Here is a 26,298-nt window from a genome sequence, read left to right on the forward strand (position 1 = left end):
CAAATTTATGTACAAATTTGTACATTTTTATTTTCCACTTTTCGCAATTCTTATTTTATCATTTATAGTTTTTATATATAATGATGGTATAAAATAAAGTTGACTTTGTGATATAAGAAACGGATAAAATTAATATATACTGCAAGTTGCAGTTGTAAAATAATATGAACTATACTTATACTATGGGGGTATATAAAAGTGAAAATTAAGAAAAAGAGAAATTCCATTATTTTTGTTGTATTTTTGTTAGTTCTAATTACTTCAACAATTATATATTTTGATAATAATATCTTGCAAGTGTCGCAATATACAGTAAGATCACATAAAATTCCAACATTATTTAATGGTTTCAAAATAATGCAATTATCTGATTTGCATAGCAAGAACTTTGGAAAGAACAATTATAGACTTATAAAAAAGATTAATAGTGAAAATCCTGATATTATTGTAATGACAGGAGATATGGTTAATACAAAAGATACTGATTTTGAAGTGTTTATTAATTTAGCTGAACAGCTAAGTAAAAGTTATGAAACATATTATATCGTTGGCAACCATGAACAAAATTTAAGTGACAATAAATTGAAGTCATTAACAGATAAACTTAATACAATTGGAATTAGGGTGCTGGATAATGAAAAAGTTACAATTACAAAAGGCAATGATAGTATTAATCTATATGGGCTATGGTTTAATCTTAAATATTATAAAGATGTGAGCAACGAATACACAAAGAATGCGTATTTTGGGACCGAACAAATCAAAACTGTTTTAGGTAGTTTGGATAATAACTCATATAACATTTTGTTAACTCATAATCCAGTGTATTTTGACACATATTCGAATTGGGGTGCAGATTTAACTTTGTCTGGTCATATTCATGGCGGTATGGTAAGAATACCTTTTATGGGTGGATTACTTTCCCCTGAAAGAGAAATTTTTCCTAAATATGATGCAGGAGAGTATCAGATTAATGGAAAAGAACTAATTGTTAATAGAGGATTGGGCAATAGTTTTGGGTTTAGAATATTTAATCGGCCGGAAATATCAGTAATTATACTGTCAAATTAACCGCGGTGGTGAACATTGATTGAATTTCATGGATACGAATGAGCTTTACTTAGGACCAACCAATTTGTTGAATTGCTTAATAATAATGCTGAAAACCAGATCGTTATCTATCCAATTATTATCGGATTATTCATAAACAAGACTTGTTTTTGGCAGGAGTAAATTAATCTTCATATTCATAATGGAGTAGAAGAAAGAGCTATACTGAATCCGCATTTATAAAAACAGGATGTCTGTGCCTGTTTTTATTTTTTTGTGGCATTATGTGATGATTGGTTATATGCTGTTTTATTTTTCAGAAAAAATTGGAAGCAAATCTATTGACTTTTCTTAAAAATAGTAATAATATATACATATAAACGAACTGTGTTTTAAGGGAAATTATGTGATATATTAATGGTGAGTTAAGTGGAGTATATGTTTATTAAACCAGATAATATGGATGGACAAAGGATTTCTTATAATTATGTAGTGCAACGATATAAAATACAACAATTATTAAAGGAACAACCGCTTGTTGTATTAAATAATATTTGTGAAGAAATCACAAGCGGAATTAGAGTGAAAAAAGAATATTATACAGATAAGGATGGGTACAGAATCGTTGCTCCTGGAGATATAAGAAGTGATATTGTATATGTTAATGAACTAAAGATGGTACGGACTGAAGTGGTGAAAGAAAAAGACATTATTAATAGTGGTGATGTTTTGATTACATCGTCAGGCAAATCAGGACAGATAATATACGCAAATGAAGCATTAGAAGGCTGTGTAGTAACGTCGGATATTATAAAAATTACGTTAAGGGACAGGAGTAAAGGTGTAAAGTTATATAGATTTTTAAAAAGTGATACAGGGCAAATGCTCTTAAACTCTATAAAAATAGGGATTCTAAATAAAATTTTTGTGGAGGATGTTGCAAATTTATTAATTCCTGAAGATTTTGGCGCATATAAAGAAGGCTATTCTGATGATGCTTTACGGTATGCAAGGGCAGAAAAATTATATAAATCAGCGGAAAACATGTTTTATAAAATAATTGATTATAAAGGGGAAGAAGAGTACCTTAAATACTTTTATGTTACAGATCATCTTGATAGCCATAGGTTAGACCCTGAATATTATTCGAATTTTTATACTGAATTGTATAGGGTGATTCAGAAAAACACGGAAAATGTTAAATGGCAGGAACTTGGAGAACTTGTAAAAATCAAAGTGGCCGAGAGACCTAAAATAAACGAAAATCAAAAGGTAAAGTATTTTTTGTTGGCTGATATAGACCCTTATTTTTCAATTATAAAAGAAACTCACGAGGATTTTTACGGCAATTTAAGCAATCGGATGAGATATATTGTCAGAAGTGGAGAAATAGTAACTGCCAAAGGTGGAAGTGCCACAGGGACTAAGGGACATGCAACGGCGCTTATCACAGAAGAATTTGATGGTATGGTCACAACAGATGCGCTGTACAATTTGGTTCCCAGAAATATTAGTCCTTATTATCTCTTATTTTTATTTAAACAGCCAGTGATTTTAAATCAGATAAATATGTTTACTAAAGGAACATTGTATAAACTTATTCAGAGAAAGGACTTTGAAAGAATTAGAATACCACGGCTGAGGACAGATTTAGAGTGGCAAATAGCAGATAAAATGATGAATTATTTAAATCAGTTACAAAACAAATTTTAAAAGAGGTGTTATATATGGGTAAAAATCAATGGGTTGTAAAACATGGCGACAAATGGGCTGTTAAAGGTGAAGGCAACGAAAGAGTAACTAAAGTTACTGATACGCAAAAACAAGCAATAAATGTAGCAAAAGGAATTGCCCAAAACCAGAAATCAGAACTGATTATCCAAGGAAGAGACGGCAAAATAAGAAGTAAAGATAGTTATGGAAATGACACGTGTCCACCACGAGATAAGGAACATTAATGGAGGTGGATGCTGTTGGTAGAAATAATATATGATCAACTTAAAACTCCTAAGTCCATTGAAGAGTTACATCAAAGATTAAATGAATCGGGTATAAGATGGAACAAAGCACAAGTAGAATTATTTCTTCAAATGGATAGCAATATCAAAAAAATAGGAGACATATACAGTGCTGCAGGAAATGATTTAAATAACATTATACTGGATGTAATAGATAAAGCCATAGAGGGAAAGCCAGTCATACCCATTAAAAAAATTATGGAGTATGTACCAAGTGATATTACTGTTAGTGCAGAGGAGATATCAAAAATTGCCGAGCAAAGTGGAAGGTATATACTTCATCCCAACGGAGCTGTTTTAATGAGAGCAGAAAATTAAGGAGGAACTTGCATGCAGGAACTAAAGGATAAAATCAAAAAACTTGGTTACGATGAAATAAAGGATATTGATGATGCTACCTTTGTAGCCAGTCATAAAGATGTATATGTATATGTAAAAAAAGTAGATGAAGAACAGTTGAAACCAGAACTGGTTACAAGCATAACCTATGAAGCAATGGCAACAGATCCTATATCTACATATGCTTGGATTACAAATGGTACCAGCAATGCCTATATACTTGTGGAAGAGGAAAAGGCTGTTTCTGAAATTCCATCGGTCTTTGAAGATGAAAACAAATTGTACTCAGGCAAAAGGCAACTTACTGATAGGGACAAATGGTCAATAAGAAAATATCAGGAGCTACAAGAGAAATTTGATGGACTCCATGAAATGATTTATGCAAATAAAGACCATGTGAATAATTCCAATGATGTAATTGATGAATTTAGTAAACTTATTTTCATGGAAACATTCAGGCTATATCACCCAGATTATCAGTTGAAAAAAGGAAATTTATCAGGAAAATTTTTTAATGATATTTACAGTTACGAATATGTAGCAAAAAACAAGGGTAAAGCCGTCCAAGAGATAAGGGAAGCCTTTAAAGAAATAAAGGACCATGCAGATTATGTTGCTATTTTGGATAATGGGGAAAAGGCAAACATATTTAGTGCAGATGAATATATAAAACTGGAGAATCCCAACATTTATATTGCTGTTTTAAAGGCTCTCCAGGATTTAGGACCGATAGTAATTGACGGTGTAGAGAAACCTGCCACTTTAAGGGATTTGACTGGGGATGTATTGGGCAGGGTTTTTGATGTACTGCTTCGTGGAAAGTTTGAGAATAAAGGCGGTATGGGTATCTATCTTACTCCAAGACAGGTAACGGAAGCAGCAGCAGAAATGGTTTTACACGACCTTACCAAAGATGGGGCAGCAAAACTAATTGGTAAAGACCCAAAAACAGGAATCCCTACCCTCCGCATAGGTGATTTGTGCTGCGGTTCGGCGGGATTTTTAATAAAAATGCTTCAGAAGATAGAACACTACCTCCTAAATAAATTAACAGGAGACAAGAAACAATATGAAGAACTTTTTGAACAAATGAAGGAACACTGCTTTATCGGTGCGGATAATGCCCCGGGAATGGTTCTCAAGGCAAGAATCAATATGGCGCTACATGGAGCGCCTAAGTGTCCTATTTTCCAAACGAGAAATTCACTAGTGAATACACGCCTTAAACCAGGGACATTCGATGCAATCCTTACAAATCCTCCATTTTCGAAAACTGGTATTTCAAAAACGATTAAGAAAGGGAATACCACTGTTGAAAACCCTGAAGGCGCTGAAATTATCAAATATTATTCTTCTGACATAGATGAGGATGGACAAAACAGAATGAATCCTTATGGCTTATCACTTGGGTCAAAGCCAGACAGCAGAGGTCAGTGGAAAGAAGTAAATTCTGTAGACCCTGCAGTATTGTTTATCGATAGAAACCTTCAATTATTGAAACCAGGCGGGCTACTCATGATAGTTGTACCAGACGGCATACTCTCAAACTCAGGGGATAAATATGTCCGTGAATACATCATGGGTAAAAAGAACCCTGTAACTGGGGAATTTGAAGGTGGTAAAGCAATACTGAAAGCAGTAATTAGCCTTCCGCAAGAAACCTTTGCCCTTTCAGGAGCAGGTGCAAAAACTTCGCTGCTGTACCTAAAAAAGAAGGAACATCCAGGAGAAAAACAGGGTCCTGTATTTATGGCAGTAGCAGATGAGGTTGGATTTACTGTAAAACAGAATGTAGAAGTACAACTAGGCGATGACCACAATGACCTACTAAAGATTGTGGAGGCTTATAAGAAGGGTATGCCGGAGGATGTAGAATAGGTGGTGATATATAAAGTGAATGCTTATATTTCAATTATGAAAAAGCCAAACATAATTTGGATTAATAGTAGTTTCATAGATGACAGAATTAACAGCAATCATTATAAAGAAAAAATGTTGACTAATATAGAAAATATATTAAATAGTGGATTATATATACTCAAAATAAATGATATTGTTGAAGTAAATCGAAGGGGTAAAGGGTTAAGTGTATTAAAGGATGGAGAAATACCTAATTATAAAGTTCGTAATTTAACTAATTTTGGAGTAGATGAAGAACCTGATTATGTATCAAAAGAAGACTTTATCAAAAATAAATCGTGCCATATAAAAAAGGGAGATGTTTTGTTGGCATCAACGGGCGTTGGCTCATTGGGAAAAGTTGATTTATTTTATGGTAATTTTCCAGCAACTGTCGATGGACATATAACTATTTTAAGAACTAAAGAAAATTTCGATAGTGGATATTTAAAGGCATACTTACAGAGTAAATATGGGCAAATTATGATTGAACAAAATACTTTAGGAAGTACTGGTCAGACCGAATTATATCCAAAAGATATTGAAAAATTTTTAATCCCCATCCCATCTCCTGAAATTCAAAAATACATAGGAGATAAGGTTAGAAAAGCAGATGAGTTGAGAGAAGAAGCGAAAAGATTGAAGAAAGAGGCTGAAACATTTCTTTATGAAATGCTTCAACTTAAACCATTAAATGATTTTGATAAAGATATGTTTTCATTTGTCAATAGTAATTATATTGATTCTGAAAGATTAGATTCGGAGTATTATAAAACAAAATATATTACATTAGAGAAACTCTTAAAAAGTAAAAAAGTTACTTCTTTTAAGGATATTATAATCGAAAGTAAGTATGGAGCATCTGTGCCAGCAGATTACACAATGGTTGGTATACCTTTTATTAGAGGAAATAATTTAACTGATAATGAAATTAATATTGATGATATTGTATATTTAAATAAAAAATTAAAAGATGAAGTTAAAGACCATCATGTAAATACTGGAGATATTTTGATAACAAGAAGTGGAACTGTTGGTATTAGTGCAGTTGTTGATGAAAAATGCGATGGGTTCTCATTTGGTTCATTTATGATAAAACTACGTATTGATATGAGAATATGGAACCCTTATTATATAGCAGCATTCTTAAATTCATTTTGGGGGAAATGGCAAATTGAAAGGTTACAAAATGGTGCTGTTCAGCAAAATATTAATTTACAAGAAATTGGTAGAATTATAATACCTATTATTTCAAAAGAAAATCAAGATAAAATTGAAGAATTAATCAAAAATTATATTAATAAAAAAAGACAATCAAAGCAACTAATCCAGGAAGCCAAGCAAGATGTTGAAGACCTAATAGAAGGCAACTTTGATATGTCAAAAGTAAAAGCAAATAGTTAAAATTTTGTACAGAGCAAAGGCAGGTGAGACCTTTGGTAAACATAAACGAGTTGGTTAAAAGTTTAAATAACCTATACGACTACGGGGAAATAAAAAATAACATAGATTTACAATACCTTATAGACCAAAACTTTATTAGTCTTGTAGAGGACAGGCTGGTTATTACGAAAAAATGGATTAAGTTTAGCGGAAAAGTAAATAGAGAAGATTTTATAACATCGCTTCTCTGTTTCTATCCACCTCTGTTACATAAGTTGCTAAAAAAAGTATACAAAGAGGCTTGTATTATAGGTCAAAGAGGGGACAGTAAAGCTCTATATGAGTTTATAGACAGCATCCCTGAATTTGCTGAAACCATATTAAACATCAAGGATAAAGATGTAGAAGAAACGGAAGAAATAAAATCCTTTTATCAGGCTGTGTTTAATGGTTATCCTCAATATCCTTCAATACTTACAAAACTAAAAACCATGCAGTTGGCAGAGGATACAGAGGATGTGGAGTTATCACCGATGGGTAATAACCCTAATGAAATATGGGTACAGGGCAGGAGGATAACTTCATCTGTTAACCTCTCGAAGTTAAAGGATAAAAACAAATACACCTTTACTCCCTATGAATACAAGGATTTTCCAGTGGAAGAGAAAGTAGCGGAGGTTCTTTCTTACCCATGGAAAACTTTTTTAACGATACTATCAATGGTAGCCCTTGAATACCAAACGGCTGGTTTTGAAGGATTATCCATAAGACCCACGGACCACACCAACTACTATACAACTCAAGCCTTAGACTTTTACATCTTTAATACAAAGGGCAGGGAAGTTAGGGTAGGAAGGCTCAATGATTTTGTATATGAGTTTTGCATGGAAAATGATATGTACCTTTTCCCAGATAAGGCTCCTGAAGTAGACAAGGTGGTTTTTGATATGATGGATGAGCAGAAAATTGATTTTAAAGATGGGGAATATGTCCTCAATGAAAAGTTTAAAGACCTGATATACTCAAAGGATATTATTATAAAAAACCGCTCCAGAAAGTTTAAAAGCACCCTTAAAGACTATGTAGAAAAGTTGAGGAATACATTATGATTATAAAAATAGGTACGGACAGATTTTGGGTAAAGGCATCCAATATAGAAAGATGGGCAGAAATTTTAAAATCCTTACCAAAGAAAGTACCCTGCAGCAGTAAAAAAGATTTAGCCAAGGATTATCTGGGCTATAAGGTTGACGAGAGCGGAAGAATTGTTAATGCTGATGAGGTATATGGTCTGTTTGGTGCAGAAAAAGATAAAAACTCTTTAACTATTGTTGGATGTAACTTTATAAAGGAAATTGAAGGCGGATATGAACTTACAGAGGGTGCCACTGAACTGGTAGAAAGATTTAAACATAATGAAGAATGGGAAAAGGTATTGGCCAAGCAATTATTAAAGTATTCCATAAGAATTAGGACCATTGCTTATGCGATGCTAAATGGAGGATATCTCTATTTTGAAAAAGGATATATGGAAAACTTCGCAAAGGCTTATATAACCCTAAATGACAAGAAGTTTTACATTTTCAGCAGTAAGCCTGATGAAATGAACATTAATAGTTTAATGAAGGAGAATCAATCAAAAATATTAGGGGATTTCTGGAAAATGGAACTTGATATTGGAAATGGGGAAGAAATAGAATTTAGGGGCGTTAATAAAGATTATCCTTCTTTAGGTTCTATGAGTACTTATTTAAAAATACCAATGCTGTTATTTGATTATTTAGGGTGGATTGTTGAAAGCGAAGATGGAAGGTACATCTTAGATAAACATAAGATAAAAGAGGATACAGGTATTGATGTATATGAAAGTTTAGTAAATGAAGCCGATATGGATGATATAGAAATACTACATAAATTAATTAAAGAATACTCGGATGCAAGGGGATTTTTCCCAATAGGAATAGTAGGCTCCATATTGAAAAAGAAGGTTGACAGTGAGAATACCATGGCAGAAGAACAATGGATTGACCATTACTTTGTTACAGGTATAAACAAAGGGAAGTTTATAATTAAAGACCATGAGCAGGGACAGCCCAGGCACGGCAGGGGCTTGCTGGGGAAAAAAGATTATCAATTAATTAAGTTGGAGATTAGAGATTAGGAGGGATGGATATGTCTATATGGGCTCCTTTTGGTACCAGTGATTTTCCGTTAAATCAGCCAATGGTAGGACAGAAAGAGTTTTATGAAATTTTCAAAGGCTTTACGAAGACTATGAAAAGTGCAGGGATGGCAACTATTTTCCCGCTGATTTCAAAGTGGGGTGTAGGTAAATCCCGTATCGGTTTCGAACTTATTTCAGAACTCCTTGGAATGGATAAAGGATGGATTATAAATGAAGATGGTGAGCAAAAAGAAGTAAGGATTTTTAAACCCAATTTTGAAGATGGAGTTCTGCCTTTATACATAAGGTATTCTCAAATGTGCCATGAGGATTTAATAGGGGATAACTGGGTGGCATATGGCATATATACTGCACTGTCAGTTTTAAGTAAGGAATCTGATGGTAGCATACAGGGAAAGATTGTGGAGTGTATTCAAGATGCCTTATCCCCCATGGGATTTGATAGAAACATATTGGGAGATTTGCTTCAAGTAAATAGCGTGAATTTGGATGAATTGGTGATAAGTAAAGAAAGGCTGGATGAATTAACCCGCAGGGGAATCGAGTATATTAAGAAGTTTGGTATTGACCATCTTCTAATTGTTTGTGATGAACTTGAAACAGCGGGAGAAATCGCAAAGTACGGAATTGAAAAAGACAAGGAACTGGTAAGTAAAATTGATGGAGAAGCAATTCAGGTAATTACCAATGCTATAAAACATGAAGATCCAAGAAAGAAATACCCTGAAGTATCATTCCTTCTTTTATGTTCTACAGTCATAGGGGGAAGTATCCAGGGTATAGGAGCATTGGATAGAAGGACTGAAATGTATGAAATGCTTCAAAATTCCTTTGCGGATATATCGGATTTTATAGATTATCTCAATAAAAAAGGTATGATACCCGAATATCCTAAGGGTTTAGTTGAAGCGGCCTATACTATTGCAGGGGGCAATTTTGGCTGGTTCAATGTTATTATGCATAATGTGGACCAGAAGATGGAAGATGATACAATCAGAAAAGATACGGGATATATCTTTGAAAACATATTGAATTCAAGCAACCGTTTTAAGGAAAGTTTGATTGACAAACCTGCCTTTGACTACATTCAATGTGATGACAGATTTAGACAGACTATAAAACATGCCCTTCTAAAGCAAATTCCGCAGAAAAAGGCCAGTTATTCTATTGAAGAAATCAAAGCCATGATGAATGCAAAGGCAGAAGATGGCGAAAAGTTATTCAAAGAGTTTTACTGTGTGAAATTAGAAAAGGATGATTTGGCGGTTTACCTCAATTCTCAAGGCTACAAAAGAGAAACGGGAGATATATTTGTTAATAATTTCGGAAGCAGTTTTGATTTAGGCATACTTTTGAGAAGCCTAAAAACTTTTTCTCTCAATGTAAAAGAAAATGAGTATATTGTGGGGAAGGAAGAAGAAACATTTTTAGACCAGGTCAGGATGTTGTATCCGAAGGATGATATTGAAGAATCAGCAAGATATATCTATGGATATATCCTTGAAAAATTAGAAAAAGAAGATATAAAAGAAGCAGAATATATTGGACCTAACTTTGCTTATTTAAGTCGACTTGATAAAAGGTACAGGGTAGAAAAAGATGATTTTGGGTATGTTCCTGACACCGAAAAGAACAAAGAGATTGAAAAATTAATAAAAGAAAGAAGTAAAAATAGAAAAGAAGAAGTAAAAAGAGTTCTTTCGGGTGCATGCAGGGCTTTAGAGATAAATTACCCTGAAGAAAGTTTTTATACTATTAATGGTGTTGAATGTGTCAGAACCAAGGTAGAAGGGGGACCCTATCTTGACGTTCATGGAGATAGGATAGTAGACATCATATGGGGCAAGGATGAAGAAAAATTAAGAGATGTGTTGCTTGACAATAGGCTCCTTAAAGATGGAGTTCATCCAGTAATTGTGCTTTCTGATTCGGTTATAAGTACTGATTACACTGAAAAATTTGTTAAGGAAAAGTATGAAGGTATAGGAAAGTGCTTGATATTTATCAATATAACAAGACTTCAGAAAGATATTTTGGAAGTTATGTCCCTGGATAAGAATATATTGGATATAAGGGAGAATAGAAATTTCATTACTTCAACCTTTAGGGATAGAATTCGTAAGATTAGAGACCATTTCAACTTGAAAGCAAGAGAATGGTTTGAACGGTTAGATGAGGAAGGCTGGATATTAAGACCTATCATCTACAAGAAACATGATGAAAAGCAAATAGGAATTCTTGCAAATGCCTTCAAACGAATGCTCATATACGACCTTGATTTTGAAGAACTTGGCAGTAAAAAAGATGTGAGATTGTCAGATGCTGAATATACGGAATTAAAAGTTGCTTTGAAATCAACTACCATAGGAAGAATGAATGAAGGGCAAGGCTACAAGGAGACAGGACTGTTCATAAAAGAGGACGAAAACAGGTACAAAATCAGTATACCTCCATGTATGAACAGAATACTGAAATTCAACGCAAATCATAATCAGTCTTTGACTGACTATGAGAACAAATTCTTTTTTAGCCTCATCAAAGAAGTAAAGCCTAAGCGCATTGTAGAGCAGTGGATAGAGTTTATGATGGGTTTAAATCTTCTGTTAAAGACCAAGGATGGCTTTATTGAAAGAATATCCAGTTACGAGTTGAATGGAAGATATTCTGTAGTTAAAAGGTGGCTTGAAGATGACTGCAAGAAGGAAATAGAGAATATGAAGAAGGTTATCAACGGCCCTTACCTGGATGTGCTTGAGAAGAATCAGGTTCCTTACTATAAAGTACAACTTCAGGAGGCTGAAAGAATAAAAGATAGTATCAATATTGACAAATTATCTGAAAGAGATGATAAAAATTTTGAGAACTTCAAAGAAGTTATTTCGAAAATTGAGGAATTCTTGAAAATTTGCGACCAAGTATATGACAGGGATGGATGGAACAACAATAAAACCTATAATCCTAACATTATAAAGGATATTAAAATTGACGACAAAGATAAGCCTTTGTGGTTTAGGATAAGGCATATTAGATTGTTTATAGACTATATCAATAATTTGAAAGACCCAGCGGTAAAGTGCATTACTGACAAGATAGATGAAATCAAAGATAAATGTGAGTATGAAGGCTTTATGCTTCCTATTTCTCCAATAACAAATATACTTCAAAAGTATTGCAATGAACTAGAAAATTCAACAGACTACGATAAGATGACAATATCAGGTACGGGGACTATGGTTTCATATGTAAATACTCTTGCATATAAGTTAAAAGACGGAGACTTTAGCGGGGCATATAAGCGAATTGAAGAAATACTTGATGCCTGTGGGCTGGAAGTCATTGATAATAATGAATTAAAGTGGGCTAATGATAAGGGAATAATTGGGGAGTACAGAAACATCTATAAAAATTTTACATCTATTATAGACTGCTATAAGAAGTTGTCTGAAAGTGAAAGGTGGGTTCATTATTTTTCCGATGCCCCAGATAAATTAAGAAATCACCCGGAAGTAAGAAACTTGAGCAACTGTATTAAGGAAATAGAGATGTTTGTGGATGGTGGTCTTGAACAGGAGATAGAGGATAATGAGCCTGTTATGCTGAGTAAGTCTGATGAATTTTTGGAACTTCTTAAAAAGAATGTTGAAGATATGCAGCAGTATGTGGGACTTATTGAAGGGTATAAAAATAATGTAATGAATTTCGCAAGGACAAAGAAGAATGAGTTTTATGATTTATTGGTTATAAAAACCCTGGATAAGATACGAAGAGTTCAAGGAAAGACTCCTGTATCTGCTGAAATCAACATGGAAGAGTATCCGAAAGAGCCGACATATGAGGCCACCAAAAAAGCAATACAGGATAAAATGAATAGACTCGTCGAGGAAGGTGAATCTTTCTTTAAAAACTCACCAATTACCAAGAAAACAACCTTCAGTTTCTTTAAGCAGGTGGTAGAAAAAGATGGTGATATTAACTGGGATGATTTCCTCGATGAGAAGAGAGAATTAGAATCGATAAAATTGATTAGAACAAAAGTTGAGGTGCTGTGATGTTTATTCAGGTATTGGATGAATATAAAAACAGGACGGAGTATAGGCTTCTAAAAAATTTCTATGCCTGCAAAGCAGTAAAGGAAGATGCACTTCAAACTGGAGTTTTGGTTTTGCCGGGGATTCTTTTGAATAAAATGAATAAGCAGCGGTTAAATGTATTAAATAGATGGCTTGAAGACAGTAGGAATCAGTTAGTACTTACACCTGCTTGGATTGAGATGAATTTAAAGGATATATTTCATTCATCTGTAGATATAAAAATCTGTAGGGCAGATGGAAGTTTTGATGAAGTTCCAGTAGGCTATGAAATTGAAACTTATGCTAAAGAAGTTGTATTTCAGCAAGATGGTAAATGTTTTGGCATTCACTACAGAAAGAATACGGTGTCAGGTCTAATAACGGTAGTGACGCTGCCGTTATTAGACTATAAACTAATTCAGTTTGAAGATAAGTTCAAGATTTTATTTGATTCTTTGTTGTATGTTGACAATATAAGGCCAGAATTTCAAGTACAAGATAGAGGTTTGCTTTTAGATGATATTCATATTTATTTAATTATTTTATCAGGTGCTAAAGTGGATTTAAGCCAACAAATATCTGCAAAAGTTAGTAAATATTTTGGAGTAACAGTTGATGACAAAGATGTTGAACAAAAATATAAGGAGTTAATTGATAATGAATATGTAGGTGGTAATGGATTGACTGAAAAGGGGCTGGCTATAGTAAAGGAAAGAAAATTAAAGGCTTTTATCAACGCTGTAAAACTAAGAGGTGAAAAGGAAGATGGATGGGATTAAAGAAGGTGGCACCCCAGTATCCCAAAGTATAGTAGCCAATATTCAGTTGGGGCTGCCAGCCACAGTTTCCAAGTTATCATCAAAAATGCGGTTTATAGATAAGATTGCCCCTGCATTAAAAGAAAGTGGAGTAATTAGGAATATTGAACTAATAAATCCCCTTACCATTAAGGCTTCAGGAATTGCAGCAACCGATAGGACCTCCAATGCATTTGGCGGAATACTATATGTTGCTGGAGCAGTAAGGCAGGATATCCTTATTCAGGAAGGTTCTATTTACAAAACAAGGCAGGAAAGCACAGTGGATGTAGACGAGATAGATGATTTGGATAGTCAGAAAAAGTTAAAGTTTATAGATATTATTAATGTATATAAGCTACTTGAAGATTTAATGGAAGATGATGAAAAACCAGAATTGGTGATTTTAGACGTTCCCCTTGTTCTTGAAAGAGCAGATGCTCCTCTTGAGGAAAGAAAGGATATTATAAATATTTATAATAAATGCAGGAAAACTATAGAAAAATTTTGGGATAGATATATAGGGAAAATATATCCCTTTAATAAAAACGGGGTTAAAATAGCATCAGTTGGAAACAAAAGATTTGGTGCCATTATATTCGGACTTTCTAATGACAATATCAAGTATATACCTGACCCAATAGACAGAAGCATTATTAACAGATTAGATACTTTAATGCCAAAAATTCAGAGTGTAGGTATTAAAAGGTTATTAACAGGTATTCTTGTAAAGAAAACAAGAACAGCAGCATTTCAGTATGATGGGTTAAATAAAGATAGTAGATTGGAACCAGAATCATTGCGAGAAGTTGGACTTATTGGTATGCACATAAAAGCTGGAAATGTTACTCCACCACTTCTTGTAGAGGTCCTTGGAAAAGTGGAAAACTGGACTTCAGATATGCTGGATGAACTGGCTTCTCAGATTATTTCATTAATTGCATTTGACCAGCAGAAAGCCATGCCAATTCCACTATGGTATGCAAAGTATGCTTTAAAGCCTTTAGAAGCGACAAATAATGGGAAAAATGCCATCTTGCAATATTATAAAACACAGGCCAGGGAAATGCTCAAGAATGAAGAGTTGGAAAATATATGGAAAGAAGACTTAGATGCATTCGAGGAGTAGGTAAAAGAGGTGGTTTTAATGGATAAATACATAGGTAAACTTATCGGTAATACAGGGAACCCGAATGACTTAAAAATTGCCCTTGAAAATAGTTTCTCGGCTAAAAGGGGAGAGTTTGTAAAAATCAGGCATAGAGAATCAGAAGAAGATGGGGATACATACGTTCTTGGGAGAATTGTATCCATATCCAGAAGCAATATTCTGTATAACTCCAATATGGGGGAGGGTTTGTCATCCCTTGAAATACTACCAGGGGCACAAGTTACTGGAGAGACTTTGTTTGGCACAATAGAACTGGTTGGATACAGGGACAACTATGGACAGATAAAAATGCCCAGGAGACCTCTTAACCCAGGGGAAAAAGTGTATGGCGTTGATTATGAGTTTTTATCAAAATTTTATAAATTTGATGAAAATACAAGCATTAATATAGGTAATTTGATTGGATATGATAAGGGAAATAATATAGTTCCTGTTTATCTGGATGTAAATAAACTGGTTACAGAGCATCTGGCGGTACTGGCTATGACTGGTTCGGGGAAATCATATACTGTAGGCAGAATTATTGAAAGACTTGTAGCAGAAATGAATGGCACAGTAGTGGTATTTGACGTTCATGGAGAATACGGGAAGGCTTTTGAAAAGGGAGAAATACATTTCAATAACAATCTTGATTTTATTGAGGATGAGAAGGAAAAAAAGAGTATCCAGAGAATTCAGGAGAAGTTCTTAAAATTATTAAAGGCTGGTGGAGGAATTAAAGTATATACTCCACAAATGGATTCCTTTGACTATAAATATAGTGGTAAAAATCATCATCTTGCGCTTCAGTTTGATAGATTAGACATGGACGATTTATCTTCTATCCTTCCAGGTTTGACAGAAGCCCAGGAGAGAGTATTAGATGTCGCGATCAGGTATTGGAAAGCAAAATATAATAATCCGCCACGGGATATTCAGGATTTAACATATCTGCTTTCAGATGAGCAAGGGCTTGAGGAATTAAAGAATTGGGATAATTTGACCGAAGGGGAGGCAAAAGTGCTAAATAACAGGAGTGCAGCAGTTGCTTCCATGAAATTGACCCGGGTAATCAATGAAGCAAAGAGCTTTTATACAAGGGCTATTGGTGAACCGACAGACATTTATAAGATGGTTGGAGAAAAAGGAAATAGCGTGGGAAGACTTGTAATTATAGATTTGCAAGGCCTGTCTGATGATGCTAAGCAGATTATCACAGCATTGATATCCAGTGAGATTATGAGGGCAGCGTCAGATAAGAAAAGACAGATAAGGCCATGTTTCCTTGTTTATGAAGAGGGACATAATTTTGCACCAGCAGGTATTCCAAGCATATCTAAAAAAATTATTAAGAAGATTGCTGCAGAAGGAAGAAAATTTGGTACAGGATTTGCAATTATATCTCAAAGACCTTCAAAACTGGACCCAGATGTTACATCACAATGTAATACAATTATTACAATGAGATTAAAGAATCCAGATGATCAGAAATTTATTGCCAAAACGTCAGACATGTTTTCAACATCTGATATTGAAGAACTACCATCTTTATCGACAGGGGAAGCATTGATAAACGGAAGGTCAATACCCGCGCCATTGTTAGTAAAAATAGGAACAAAAGCGTTGATACATGGCGGGGAATCTCCAGAAGTCATCAAAGAATGGGGCGTATTCAATGAATAAAGAAAAAATCATTGCATTTATAAAGAAAGAATTTAAAGAGGGAAAAATTAGAAATGAAATGTTTCCCATGATGACAAACTTCGGAATAAAGGACTACTCTGAAACTGTTCATACCGTAGGCCTTAATTATATAACCGCGATAGGCAGATTCATTGATGGGGTTACATCTCTTTCTGAATGTCCTGTATTCCCTTATAATGTGGAAAATAATTATGGAGAAATGGTCGCAGAAAGCCAAGCCAGTTATGGAAATAAGGAAGACGAAGTAAGACCAGATTCCATTTGGTTTTCAAAAAAAGATAACAGCCCTATACTGATTTGTGAATTTGAAAGATATGAAAAAAATAGACGTAAAGATTTAAAAGTCAAAGAGAAGATAGAAAATTTACTTCTTGCTTATCATCAATTAGGAGGGAATGTACCTATTATATTGTTTATATACTGGAGTTATGCCGGGGAAAATCCAGGGGATATTGAAGAATATATATCAATACTGGATAATGGCTTTAAGAAAAGTAATGGCACCTATGTACGGGGAATAAATGCTTTGAAAACTACCTATCTGGTATATCGTTGTGTTGCTTCAGGCAATATTGATAATCTAACACTAAATCAATGGGTAGAGGTAGGTTAAAATGAGAAAGAAGAAAGTCGTTAATTTTCATCCACAGATAGATATGAATATAGGAGACAGGTATTTACTAAAAGAATTTATTGATGAGGGCTCATTTGGTTCTGTATGGAAAGCAGTAAATCTTGAAAACAGACAAACAGTGGCTCTTAAAATACCTAAGGACCAGGAACGGGGAGACAACACTCTATCGGAAGGAAAAGAATTCATCGGGAATCATCATCCTAATGTAATTTCTATATACTGGATGGGACGGGTAGATGGAGTTTTTATCATCGAAATGGAATATTTTAATGGGCATAAATTATCAGATGAATTATGTGAAACGGGCTTTAAAAGCCCCAGAACATTTGAAGAAATATATAATCTGTTTTTGCAAATACTTGATGGTGTAGAATATATTCATTCAAAGCATATTTGCCATGGGGATATTAAGCCCCAAAATATTTTAACAGATGGTAAAATAGCCAAAATAACTGATTTTGGCACAAGTAAATTGATAGAGGATTTGTTTATAAAAACAATTGATGGTGGGGGTACATGGGCTTATATGGCTCCTGAAGTGGCTGGGTCAAATCGCAGGTATCTTAACTCGGATATATATGCATTAGGTGTGCTTTTATATAAGTTTTTAACTGGCAGGACCCCTCATGAAACTGCAAATCAACTAATAAATAATATGCCTTATCCAAAGCCGAGAGAAATAAATGACAATATACCTGAATCTGTTGAAAAAATTATTTTAAAGTTACTAAAAAGAAATCCTGAAGAAAGGTATCAGAATGTTGAGGAAATAAAAAGAGATTTCGAAGTTGTATTTAGAAATGAAAATAGTAATATAGTATCTTACAGTAAGAATGTTGAGTCAGGGCATGATAATACAGATTGGATAGAGTTTGTAATCCAATGCTACAAGAATAAAGAATTTGATAAAGCAGAATTGCTGCTTAAAACGGAGTATGAGAATGGGAATAAATCTCCTGATATTTTATACCATACTGCCTATACATATTATCAGCAAGGCAGATATTTTGACAGTATGGATGTGCTAAACAGTATAGAAATTAAAGAGGTAGAGGATATCAGAAGAGAGGCTTTAGAAGATAATCTTTTATATCTAAAAGGAAAACTATTGCTTGAACTGAAAAGATATGACGAAGCAACAAAGGTCTATGAAAAACTTGTATCAAGAAATCCAGATGACTTGAACTATAGATATAAACTGGCATGTGCCTATGGCTTAAATAATGAACAGGAAAAATCCATAGAGATTCTGGAGGATATTAATAAAAAGACTCCTGGAATGCTTTATATAGTAAAAAAACTTGGTCACGCATACGACCAGAGAAAAGACTTTAAAAAGGCAAGGGCTTATTTTAATTATGCCATACGCTTAGACCCGAATGATACGCTGATTAGAAGTAGGTTGGAGGAATATAGTAAGTATTTAAGTTATCTGAGAATGATGTAATATTGCAATTTAAGAGGAAATAACTATATATATCAAAAATTTAGAAAATTATATTAAGGGGGATAAAAAGTGAATACAGTTATAAAGAAGGAAATCGAAGATATAAGCGCTTCATACGATTTACTAGAGGACAGTTTAGAAAACCTCAAGAATAAGATACTGCAAGAATATATACCTGATTGCAGCAAAAATGATCAAGTTGAAGAAATACGGAATGCATTACAAATATTAGAACAGGTTAAAAGTCATATGGAAGAACTTGCAAAATTGCGAAATTCTTATAATCAAGTATTTGGGAGTTATATTCATAGCAATAATGAAGAGGATAACGAAGAAATTGAAGAGGAGAGCGAAAAAGATATAAAAGATGTAGCAGATAGAACGACGTGGAAGAAAGAAAATGAAAATATAAGGATTGAAACGACAAGGCCTGACGGAAGCAGTAGTTATCCTAATATTATTCCAGTACATATATTTGAAGAAATTGTTAAAACCATCGTTGATCAATTTGTAAGATATAATAAGGATTATATAAAGACATCGACAATATCTGCATTACTAAATGATAAAATTATGCAGGAAACAAATTACAAAAAGTCTCCTAAAACTTTGGTGTACAGCGTTATTAAGGTTATGATAAAAGAAAATATATTAGAAAATAAAGATAACTATAAAAGAATGTATGTTTTGAAGGAGAGTCCTGAATATATATTAAGTTGGCTAAAGAATATTTAATTGTTTGAATAAACAAGATTATCAGAGGTTAGATGATGCTTATTTAAGATACGTGTAGAAGGATGATATATGTATATAAAGGTTGTTTTGACTATTATATTTATATTACCAATATTACCAATGAAATGAACTACGGGTGAGATAAAAGCATGATTTCTGCTTCTATAGAAAATATTATTAAGATGTTTGATTGGGACATTATCACCAGAATGTACGGCAGTTCTCACAGTTCCGTTATAGGATTTTTGTCAAGTGAATGGATTAAAAAGTCATCTGACCATTCTGTGTTGGATGGAGCCCCATCCCATTTTGTCGGCAAGGGAAGAAAAGGGCAAAAGAATATGCCATAAGTAAAGATATCCCGATTGCATTTGTTTCCATTGAAAAGAGAAAGGCAGATTTAGGGGATACTGTTTTGGACCAATTAAAGAAAAGAAATGAATATTACCCGTGGGAAACCAGCAGTATTGATTATTGGGTTTGTGGAAGTGATAGAAAGATAATTGAAGGGAACTTGTTGATAAGAAAGATAAAAAAATCTTAATTAAGGAAGTGTATTTTATGGATAGATATGAACGCATACTCGGAGGGCTTTTTGGCGTTGCGTGCGGGGATGCTCTCGGTGGAACTGTAGAATTTATGTCTAAGTCTGAAATTAAAAAGAAATATGGATATCTAAAAGATATTATCGGTGGAGGCTGTTGGGACTTGGCACCTGGAGAAGTGACGGATGATACAATGATGACTATTGCTGTGGCAGAAGGCATCCTGGATAACCCAGAGAATCCTACCGAAGATATCGGCAAACACTTTATTAAATGGTATGAAAGTAAACCCAAGGACATTGGCAACATTATCCGAATTGCACTTAGCGAGTATAAACGAAGCAATGACTGGATGAAAACTGCCTACTATGCTCATCAGGCAACAGGTGGTATGAGTGCTGGAAATGGTTCACTTATGAGGTGCTTGCCAGTTGCGTTATATTATAATGATGTTGAAAAAATGCTGGAGATAACTGCTTCTCAAAGTGTTCTTACCCATTATGACCAGAAAGCAACGGATGCCTGCCAGTTTTATAATCTGTTAGTTTACCAGTATCTAAATGATAAGGCTAAAATACCACCTATTAGGGAATATATTGAAAAGTATCCAGAATATAAGCAGGTATTCCAGTTATCAAAAGATGAATTGAAGCCAACGGGATATGTGTTTGATACCTTGATATGTGCATTATGGTGTTTTATTAACACTTCTTCCTTCGAGGATGCTGTATGTGAAGCAGCCAACCTTGGAGGAGATGCGGACACTATAGCAGCAATTACAGGAGGAATGGCTGGGGTATACTATGGCTATGATGCTATTCCCGATAGGTGGAAGGAAAAGATATTGGTAAAAGACCAGTTAATTTCTATTGCACAACGGATTTTAAAAGGGTAATTCCGTCTACCAGCCCAGCAAAAGCCATACGATTCAAAGATAAGTTAGACCAGTGGAAGGTTGTTTTATCGTATTTAGGACTTATTGATAAGCATGGATTAAATGAGGAAAACATTTTAAAACAGTTGCATTCAATGAACATAGAAAAAGGAGCAAATGAATTTTATTATTGGATACACTGATGACCCACATTACACCTTGATTGGAGAAATCAAGGGCAATCAGGTAGTTTTAACTAATATAGTAAAAGCAATTGCTTTTAAAGAAATGGATAACTCAGATATTTTTGAATTTATCAATGAACAAAGTGATTAGGATTAAGAAATAAGGCTTTGGGGATAGGGTTGTCTATCTTGCAAGGCCTTATTTTATTAGAATCTGGGTATCTCGGATTTTACTTTTTCCATGAAAATTCTTTATATGTAATAAAATATTACATAAACACATAAAATATTGACACAAAACTAATATTGATTTAATATAATATTACAAAAAGGAGGAATTAAAGATGTCAAAGGATATTCCTATTGGATTAAAAATAAAGGATGCTAGAGAGGCAAGGGGATTAAGCCAGATTGAGGTAGTAGAAAGACTTGCCGAAAAGGATATTAACATGAGCAGGGAAACATTAAGCAAAATAGAAAACGGCAACAGGACCGTATCGGCCGTGGAGTTAAATGCTCTATGTAAGGTTTTAAATATAGATATAAATATTCTTTTTGAAGATGAAGAAGACGATGATTTAGTTACACTATTCAGGAAGAAAAATTTTTCAGAGAAAACCGTTGAAGAAGTGGAGAAACTTCAGGATATGATAAAGATGTTCATTTATCAAAAGAAAATATATAATGGAGAGTTTAAACCACAAAAGAAAAAGCCACTGTGGGAGGAGTGTTAAAATTGCAAAAGAATAATTTGAATCTCCCAGAAGAATCTTTCAGACTGCAAATCAAAGATTTGGCAGAAGATGTGAGAATGAAATTTGCGAGGAAAGGGCTTTCTGATATATTTGATATTCTTTCAGAGGCTGCATTTTTAATAAGAAAGCCATTGGATACTGACGAGTTATCAGGATTTAGTACCTATTTTGAAGAGCAGTTTATTGTTTATTTAAACAGTAATTTTACTTTGGGACATGAACGCTATACTGGTGCTCATGAACTATACCATCTTATTTATAATGCTGACATCCTGAAAAAAGAAAAAATCCTTTTGGATGATGAAAAGCATAAAGCGGAAGATACGAAAGCGGATGTATTTGCTTCCGAATTTTTAATGCCTGAGGACTATGTGAAAGAAGTATTTTATAAAATTGTTAATGTAGATAAAAGTAATGTCTTGCCAAGGCATATCATTAGAATGCACAATTATTTTAAAGTAAGTTATAAGGCTATGTTAAAAAGGCTTATCCAACTTGATTTATGCTCTATTGACAAATATGAGGAACTTGTAGATATTTGTTCATTAGAGAAAGCAGAGATGCTCCAATCTTTAACCAGACGGGAAGGTTACAGTATAGACTTGATAACTCCATCAAAAGAAACATATGTACCAAAAGAATATATCGAGTTTGTAAAAACCAACTACGAAAGAGGGAATATCTCGTACAAGAACATGAAAACCAGCCTTGAATTTATCGGACTTACTCCTGAACAATTCTGATATGAGTACCCCTTGGAAGAGGAGTATAGCAAAAACATTAATAAATCAAGGGTATGAGTCAAATTTATTAACAAAGCTTTTGACGATACCTAAATAAAGAAGGAGGGGTTATTATGTATCCTAATTATCGAATTTCTGTTGAAATCATTTTGTTGCATGAGGGAAAGATTCTTTTGACAAAACGTGCAGAACATTGCAAGGTTGCTCCGAATGTTTGGAATGTCCCCGCAGGGAAAGTAAAATATGATGAAATTCCTGTTCAAGGTTTGTATCGAGAAGCAAAAGAGGAAATCAATTTGGATGTGGAATTGTTGGAAGAGCTATTAGTTAGGAATTTAAAAAGTAAAAGTGGAGATGAAGATATCTACCGAGTTGTGTTTACGTATCTTGTTAAACCTAAAAGCGTTATATTTCTTCGCTCAAACTGAATGATGAACACTCCGAGTTAGCTTGGATTACCAAAGAAGAACTCAATAATCCAAGATATGAAACGCTTCACGCTGATATACTAAACATTCTTTTAACGAAAGCGATTAAGTAAAGATGAATTTTTTTCATTTATTCTTCTCACCATGCGAAAAAAGTGGTTCTATTTGAGGAAGAATAAGGGAAAAGGATTAAAGATCAAGTACACACGGAGTAACAAATGGATAAGTGATAAGGCCTCGAAAAATTCGGGATTTACGCCACTTATCCTTTTTTTCCTTTTATCCCTGACACTGCACCTTTGGAACAACTTTTTTCACACAAATTAGAGTAGTATCTGGGAATTTATAAGAGAAATAATACTGCTTCGCGGAAAAACTTTATTACCTCCCAGAAAATCCTATGTAGATTTTGTGCAGGTTGGAGAGATGGGGAATGGAAAGAGTATTTTAAGTTAACAATTGGAATTTTACAAAAGATATGGTTTCTACAAAGGAAGGACAATTCTAGAGCAGAAAAATTAGTAATTTTTATTGCAAAATTTTTTTAAGTAAACTAATATTCTCTATATCTATTTAAGACGGCTTGATTTTGCACTAGGACGTTAATACTATAAACATATTTACTTTTATTATGAAAAGATGGGGAAAGTTGATACATTGGCAAACATTCTGGTCATAAAATTTTTATAAGGTGACAATATTGTAAAAGGTATATTGTGGGGAGGTTGTAAGCTTTTAATAAGGTAAATGGTATTAGTTTTGGCAGATTTAAAGATTATTCAATGAGGAAAGGGATGTATTATGAGACTAAACTTCAAAGAGAATGGGTGTACAACACTGTTAGTGATCCATTTATAGAATTGTTTGGAATACATATAAAAATAAGTTTTATGCTGAGGGTTTTAATGTATAATAAAGATATTATTATAGAGAAATGAAAGGGGATCTACATGGATATATTTAAAACCTTTTACAAAGCACGGGATGATGAAAATGCTGCAAAAATGTCGGCATACATGAAAAATAAATTTTCTTTTTTGGGTATACCAAAGCCAATGAGGACAAAACTCTCCAAGAATTTTATAAATCAAAAGAAAATGGAGGGAAAAATTGACTGGCAGTTTATATTCGAATGCTATGGTATGCCAGAAAGAGAATTTCACTATTTAGCATTGGATTATTTAAATGCTGTAAAAGATTTTCTAATCCCTGAAACGTTGATAATATAGAGAAACTTGTAGTTACAAATTTCTGGTGGGATAGTACAGATTGTCTCGATGCGATTGTAGGACATCTCTGTTTAAAATATCCTGAATTAAAAGATAGTATTATACTAAAATGGATTAACAGCAGAAATATATGGTTAAAGAGGATATCTATTGATTTTCAGTTGCAATATAAGGAGAAAACTGACACCAACATTTTAAGTCAGGCGATACTTAAAAATTGCGATACAGGGGAGTTTTTCATAAACAAAGCTATCGGTTGGGCGTTAAGACAATATTCAAAAACAGATAAGGAGTGGGTAAAACAGTTTATTGCCAATAATAAATTGCATCCTTTAAGTGTAAAAGAAGCAAGCAAATATCTCTAAGTTTTGACAAAAATAGTTTTATGAACAATAAATAGGCTTATTTTTGAAAAATTTTGATCGCATTCCAATGAAAAATCACTACGCAGTTACTATGAGTTTTGTTTTTTCTACCTCCTATAGACTATATATGCAATTAAATGATAGCATAGCATTAAAAGCAGGATTTAGAAAGGATAGGCGGATATATTGGATAAACTAAATTAGGAGGAATTTGTATGGAGGAAAACGTTGAATGGTATATAGATAAGAAAATTGAAAGAACAATAGAAGGTCTAAGAAAACGCAACATGGAAGGATATTTTGTTAATGATGAAGTAGAATTGATAGAATTATTAACAAAACTTATTCCTCAAAACTCTTTAGTAGGTGTAGGGGATTCTATGACGCTTTTTGAGACAGGAGTAATAGATTTTCTTCGTAAAGGCAATTTTATTTTTCTTGACAAATATAGAGATGGTATAACGAGTGAAGAAAAAAGAGAGATTTATATAAAAAATTTTTCTGCTGACATCTTTATTTGCAGCACAAATGCTTTAACTGAAAGTGGTGAACATTATAATATTGATGGTAATGGAAGTAGAGTAGCACCTATGCTATATGGACCTAAGAATGTTATATTAGTTGTAGGCATAAATAAAATAGTTCGCGATATTGAGGAAGCGGAAAAAAGAGTTAGACAATATGCTGCTCCAATCGATGCAAAAAGATTGGGAAAAGATACACCTTATACTACTTTAGGTTACTGCATAGATTGTAAAAGCCCATATAGAATATGCAATGATTTTGTAGTGATTAAGGGTCAATTTATAAAAGGCAGGATAAAGGTAATTATTGTTAGAAAACAATTGGGATATTAGCAATTTGGTTTATAACAGTGCATTCATAATTAGCGTGCAAATCAGATTGATGGAAAAGAACTAAATGTTAATAGAGGGTTGGGTAATGGTGATTTTGGGTTTAGAATATTTAATCGGCCAGAAATATCAGTAATTATACTCAAATTAATTACTTTACAGTATGCTTACCTTTCAAAAACGAATTTGGCTTTCTTGATGATGCGTTTGAGCACCCACATAAACATGATGAATATGTTTTAAAATCAAAATGGAGTTTGCATCATGAATTGAGGGATGCATATAGAAAGGTTTGTTGGCGTAAATGATATAAATAAGAGCATGATGGCTATTTATACATCTATATTTAAATGTTTTATGATAAAATTATAAATATGAAAAGCATTATTATTCCAAAAGGTTTATAAACATTCTTCAGTTGGGAGATGAGTAAATGTTTAGAGAAATGAGAAGGCAAGATAGAAGAATGGATAATGAAGAAGCAATTGAATTATTAAAAAAGTGCCAATATGGAGTTTTATCTACAGTAGGTATAGATGGCTATGCATATAGGGTGCCGTTAAGCTATGTATACTTAAACAATAGCATATATTTTCATTGTGCATCAGTAGGTTACAAATTAGATAATATAAAAAATAATAACAAAGTGTCATTTTGTATTGTAGGGGAAGTAGAGCCTGTGCCGGAAAAGTTTACTACAAAATATGAAAGTGTAATACTATTTTGCAAGGCTTCAGAAGTTAATGGTGATGAAAAATACTCGGCTCTTATAGCAATATTAGAGAAATATGCAGACAAGTATATGGACAAAGGAAAAGAATATATAAAAAGTGCCGGTGAAAAAGTAAAAATTATAAAAATATCTATTGACTATATTGAGGGAAAGACGAATAGATGAAAATTAGTTTT

27 protein-coding genes are annotated in these 26,298 nt (G+C 33.5%); all 27 read left to right on the forward strand.

Translation table 11 applies throughout. The annotated features are described in order from the left end of the window. The first annotated feature begins 198 nt into the window (after nucleotides 1-198). The 27 genes from CPG45_RS10450 (at nucleotide 199) to CPG45_RS10565 (ending at nucleotide 26,287) form a co-directional block, all read left to right on the forward strand. Nucleotides 199-1,071 (forward strand): metallophosphoesterase, encoded by an 873-nt coding sequence (locus tag CPG45_RS10450; protein ID WP_197702797.1) that lies wholly within the window; start codon nucleotides 199-201, stop codon nucleotides 1,069-1,071. Nucleotides 1,072-1,488: 417 nt separating this feature from the next. Further along, a complete protein-coding gene (locus CPG45_RS10455) occupies nucleotides 1,489-2,763 on the forward strand; it encodes a restriction endonuclease subunit S domain-containing protein (RefSeq protein WP_096231829.1) in 1,275 nt (424 codons plus the stop codon). A gap of 14 nt (nucleotides 2,764-2,777) precedes the next feature. Further along, nucleotides 2,778-3,008, forward strand: a complete 231-nt coding sequence (locus CPG45_RS10460) for a DUF2188 domain-containing protein (protein WP_096231830.1) — start codon at nucleotides 2,778-2,780, stop codon at nucleotides 3,006-3,008. A gap of 15 nt (nucleotides 3,009-3,023) precedes the next feature. After that, nucleotides 3,024-3,386 (forward strand): hypothetical protein, encoded by a 363-nt coding sequence (locus tag CPG45_RS10465; RefSeq protein WP_096231831.1) that lies wholly within the window; start codon nucleotides 3,024-3,026, stop codon nucleotides 3,384-3,386. Between the two features lie 12 nt (nucleotides 3,387-3,398). Further along, the gene (locus CPG45_RS10470; RefSeq protein ID WP_096231832.1) at nucleotides 3,399-5,285 is read left to right on the forward strand and encodes an HsdM family class I SAM-dependent methyltransferase; all 1,887 of its coding nucleotides are present in this window, start codon (nucleotides 3,399-3,401) and stop codon (nucleotides 5,283-5,285) included. Next, a complete protein-coding gene (locus CPG45_RS10475; RefSeq protein ID WP_096231833.1) occupies nucleotides 5,286-6,710 on the forward strand; it encodes a restriction endonuclease subunit S in 1,425 nt (474 codons plus the stop codon). A gap of 32 nt (nucleotides 6,711-6,742) precedes the next feature. Next, nucleotides 6,743-7,798, forward strand: a complete 1,056-nt coding sequence (locus tag CPG45_RS10480) for a hypothetical protein (RefSeq protein WP_096231834.1) — start codon at nucleotides 6,743-6,745, stop codon at nucleotides 7,796-7,798. Next, nucleotides 7,795-8,850 carry a hypothetical protein gene (locus CPG45_RS10485; RefSeq protein WP_096231835.1) on the forward strand — a complete coding sequence of 352 codons (1,056 nt, stop codon included), beginning with the start codon at nucleotides 7,795-7,797 and terminating at the stop codon, nucleotides 8,848-8,850. Before CPG45_RS10480 ends, CPG45_RS10485 begins: the two co-directional genes overlap by 4 nt. A gap of 5 nt (nucleotides 8,851-8,855) precedes the next feature. Further along, nucleotides 8,856-12,923 (forward strand): hypothetical protein, encoded by a 4,068-nt coding sequence (locus CPG45_RS10490; protein WP_197702798.1) that lies wholly within the window; start codon nucleotides 8,856-8,858, stop codon nucleotides 12,921-12,923. Continuing rightward, complete coding sequence (locus CPG45_RS10495; protein ID WP_096231837.1) at nucleotides 12,923-13,723, forward strand: hypothetical protein; 801 nt, start codon at nucleotides 12,923-12,925, stop codon at nucleotides 13,721-13,723. The genes CPG45_RS10490 and CPG45_RS10495 overlap by 1 nt, the downstream gene beginning before the upstream one ends. Beyond that, entirely contained in the window at nucleotides 13,710-14,870 is a 1,161-nt protein-coding gene (locus CPG45_RS10500) for a hypothetical protein (protein WP_096231838.1), read from the forward strand. The genes CPG45_RS10495 and CPG45_RS10500 overlap by 14 nt, the downstream gene beginning before the upstream one ends. A gap of 18 nt (nucleotides 14,871-14,888) precedes the next feature. After that, nucleotides 14,889-16,574: a helicase HerA domain-containing protein gene (locus CPG45_RS10505; protein WP_096231839.1), complete on the forward strand. Its 1,686-nt coding sequence runs from the start codon at nucleotides 14,889-14,891 to the stop codon at nucleotides 16,572-16,574. Next, nucleotides 16,567-17,208, forward strand: coding sequence for a hypothetical protein (locus CPG45_RS10510; protein WP_096231840.1), 642 nt, complete (start codon nucleotides 16,567-16,569; stop codon nucleotides 17,206-17,208). Before CPG45_RS10505 ends, CPG45_RS10510 begins: the two co-directional genes overlap by 8 nt. Before the next feature lies 1 nt (nucleotide 17,209). Then, nucleotides 17,210-18,676, forward strand: a complete 1,467-nt coding sequence (locus CPG45_RS10515; protein WP_096231841.1) for a serine/threonine-protein kinase — start codon at nucleotides 17,210-17,212, stop codon at nucleotides 18,674-18,676. A 69-nt stretch (nucleotides 18,677-18,745) separates the two neighbouring features. Beyond that, nucleotides 18,746-19,411 carry a hypothetical protein gene (locus tag CPG45_RS10520; protein WP_096231842.1) on the forward strand — a complete coding sequence of 222 codons (666 nt, stop codon included), beginning with the start codon at nucleotides 18,746-18,748 and terminating at the stop codon, nucleotides 19,409-19,411. 149 nt (nucleotides 19,412-19,560) lie between these two features. Further along, the gene (locus tag CPG45_RS10525) at nucleotides 19,561-19,761 is read left to right on the forward strand and encodes a hypothetical protein (RefSeq protein ID WP_096231843.1); all 201 of its coding nucleotides are present in this window, start codon (nucleotides 19,561-19,563) and stop codon (nucleotides 19,759-19,761) included. A gap of 65 nt (nucleotides 19,762-19,826) precedes the next feature. Next, on the forward strand, nucleotides 19,827-19,955 hold the full coding sequence (locus tag CPG45_RS17915) for a hypothetical protein (RefSeq protein ID WP_255405056.1): 129 nt from the start codon (nucleotides 19,827-19,829) through the stop codon (nucleotides 19,953-19,955). Nucleotides 19,956-19,972: 17 nt separating this feature from the next. Beyond that, nucleotides 19,973-20,851: an ADP-ribosylglycohydrolase family protein gene (locus CPG45_RS10530; protein WP_096231844.1), complete on the forward strand. Its 879-nt coding sequence runs from the start codon at nucleotides 19,973-19,975 to the stop codon at nucleotides 20,849-20,851. A gap of 156 nt (nucleotides 20,852-21,007) precedes the next feature. After that, nucleotides 21,008-21,166 (forward strand): hypothetical protein, encoded by a 159-nt coding sequence (locus tag CPG45_RS17120; protein WP_197702799.1) that lies wholly within the window; start codon nucleotides 21,008-21,010, stop codon nucleotides 21,164-21,166. Between the two features lie 193 nt (nucleotides 21,167-21,359). After that, nucleotides 21,360-21,749 carry a helix-turn-helix domain-containing protein gene (locus CPG45_RS10540; RefSeq protein WP_096231845.1) on the forward strand — a complete coding sequence of 130 codons (390 nt, stop codon included), beginning with the start codon at nucleotides 21,360-21,362 and terminating at the stop codon, nucleotides 21,747-21,749. A 2-nt stretch (nucleotides 21,750-21,751) separates the two neighbouring features. Continuing rightward, nucleotides 21,752-22,513, forward strand: coding sequence for an ImmA/IrrE family metallo-endopeptidase (locus CPG45_RS10545; protein WP_096231846.1), 762 nt, complete (start codon nucleotides 21,752-21,754; stop codon nucleotides 22,511-22,513). 113 nt (nucleotides 22,514-22,626) lie between these two features. Further along, nucleotides 22,627-22,941, forward strand: coding sequence for an NUDIX domain-containing protein (locus tag CPG45_RS10550; protein ID WP_231968706.1), 315 nt, complete (start codon nucleotides 22,627-22,629; stop codon nucleotides 22,939-22,941). 794 nt (nucleotides 22,942-23,735) lie between these two features. Further along, on the forward strand, nucleotides 23,736-23,879 hold the full coding sequence (locus tag CPG45_RS16860; RefSeq protein WP_157732383.1) for a hypothetical protein: 144 nt from the start codon (nucleotides 23,736-23,738) through the stop codon (nucleotides 23,877-23,879). A gap of 12 nt (nucleotides 23,880-23,891) precedes the next feature. Further along, a complete protein-coding gene (locus CPG45_RS17125; protein WP_197702800.1) occupies nucleotides 23,892-24,170 on the forward strand; it encodes a DNA alkylation repair protein in 279 nt (92 codons plus the stop codon). Then, entirely contained in the window at nucleotides 24,167-24,535 is a 369-nt protein-coding gene (locus tag CPG45_RS18225) for a DNA alkylation repair protein (protein WP_197702857.1), read from the forward strand. The genes CPG45_RS17125 and CPG45_RS18225 overlap by 4 nt, the downstream gene beginning before the upstream one ends. Nucleotides 24,536-24,750: 215 nt before the next feature. Next, nucleotides 24,751-25,392: a lactate utilization protein gene (locus tag CPG45_RS10560; RefSeq protein ID WP_096231847.1), complete on the forward strand. Its 642-nt coding sequence runs from the start codon at nucleotides 24,751-24,753 to the stop codon at nucleotides 25,390-25,392. Nucleotides 25,393-25,822: 430 nt separating this feature from the next. Continuing rightward, nucleotides 25,823-26,287 carry a pyridoxamine 5'-phosphate oxidase family protein gene (locus CPG45_RS10565; RefSeq protein WP_096231848.1) on the forward strand — a complete coding sequence of 155 codons (465 nt, stop codon included), beginning with the start codon at nucleotides 25,823-25,825 and terminating at the stop codon, nucleotides 26,285-26,287. The last annotated feature ends 11 nt before the right edge of the window (nucleotides 26,288-26,298 follow it).

This window comes from Thermoanaerobacterium sp. RBIITD, assembly GCF_900205865.1.
Lineage (GTDB): Bacteria > Bacillota > Thermoanaerobacteria > Thermoanaerobacterales > Thermoanaerobacteraceae > Thermoanaerobacterium.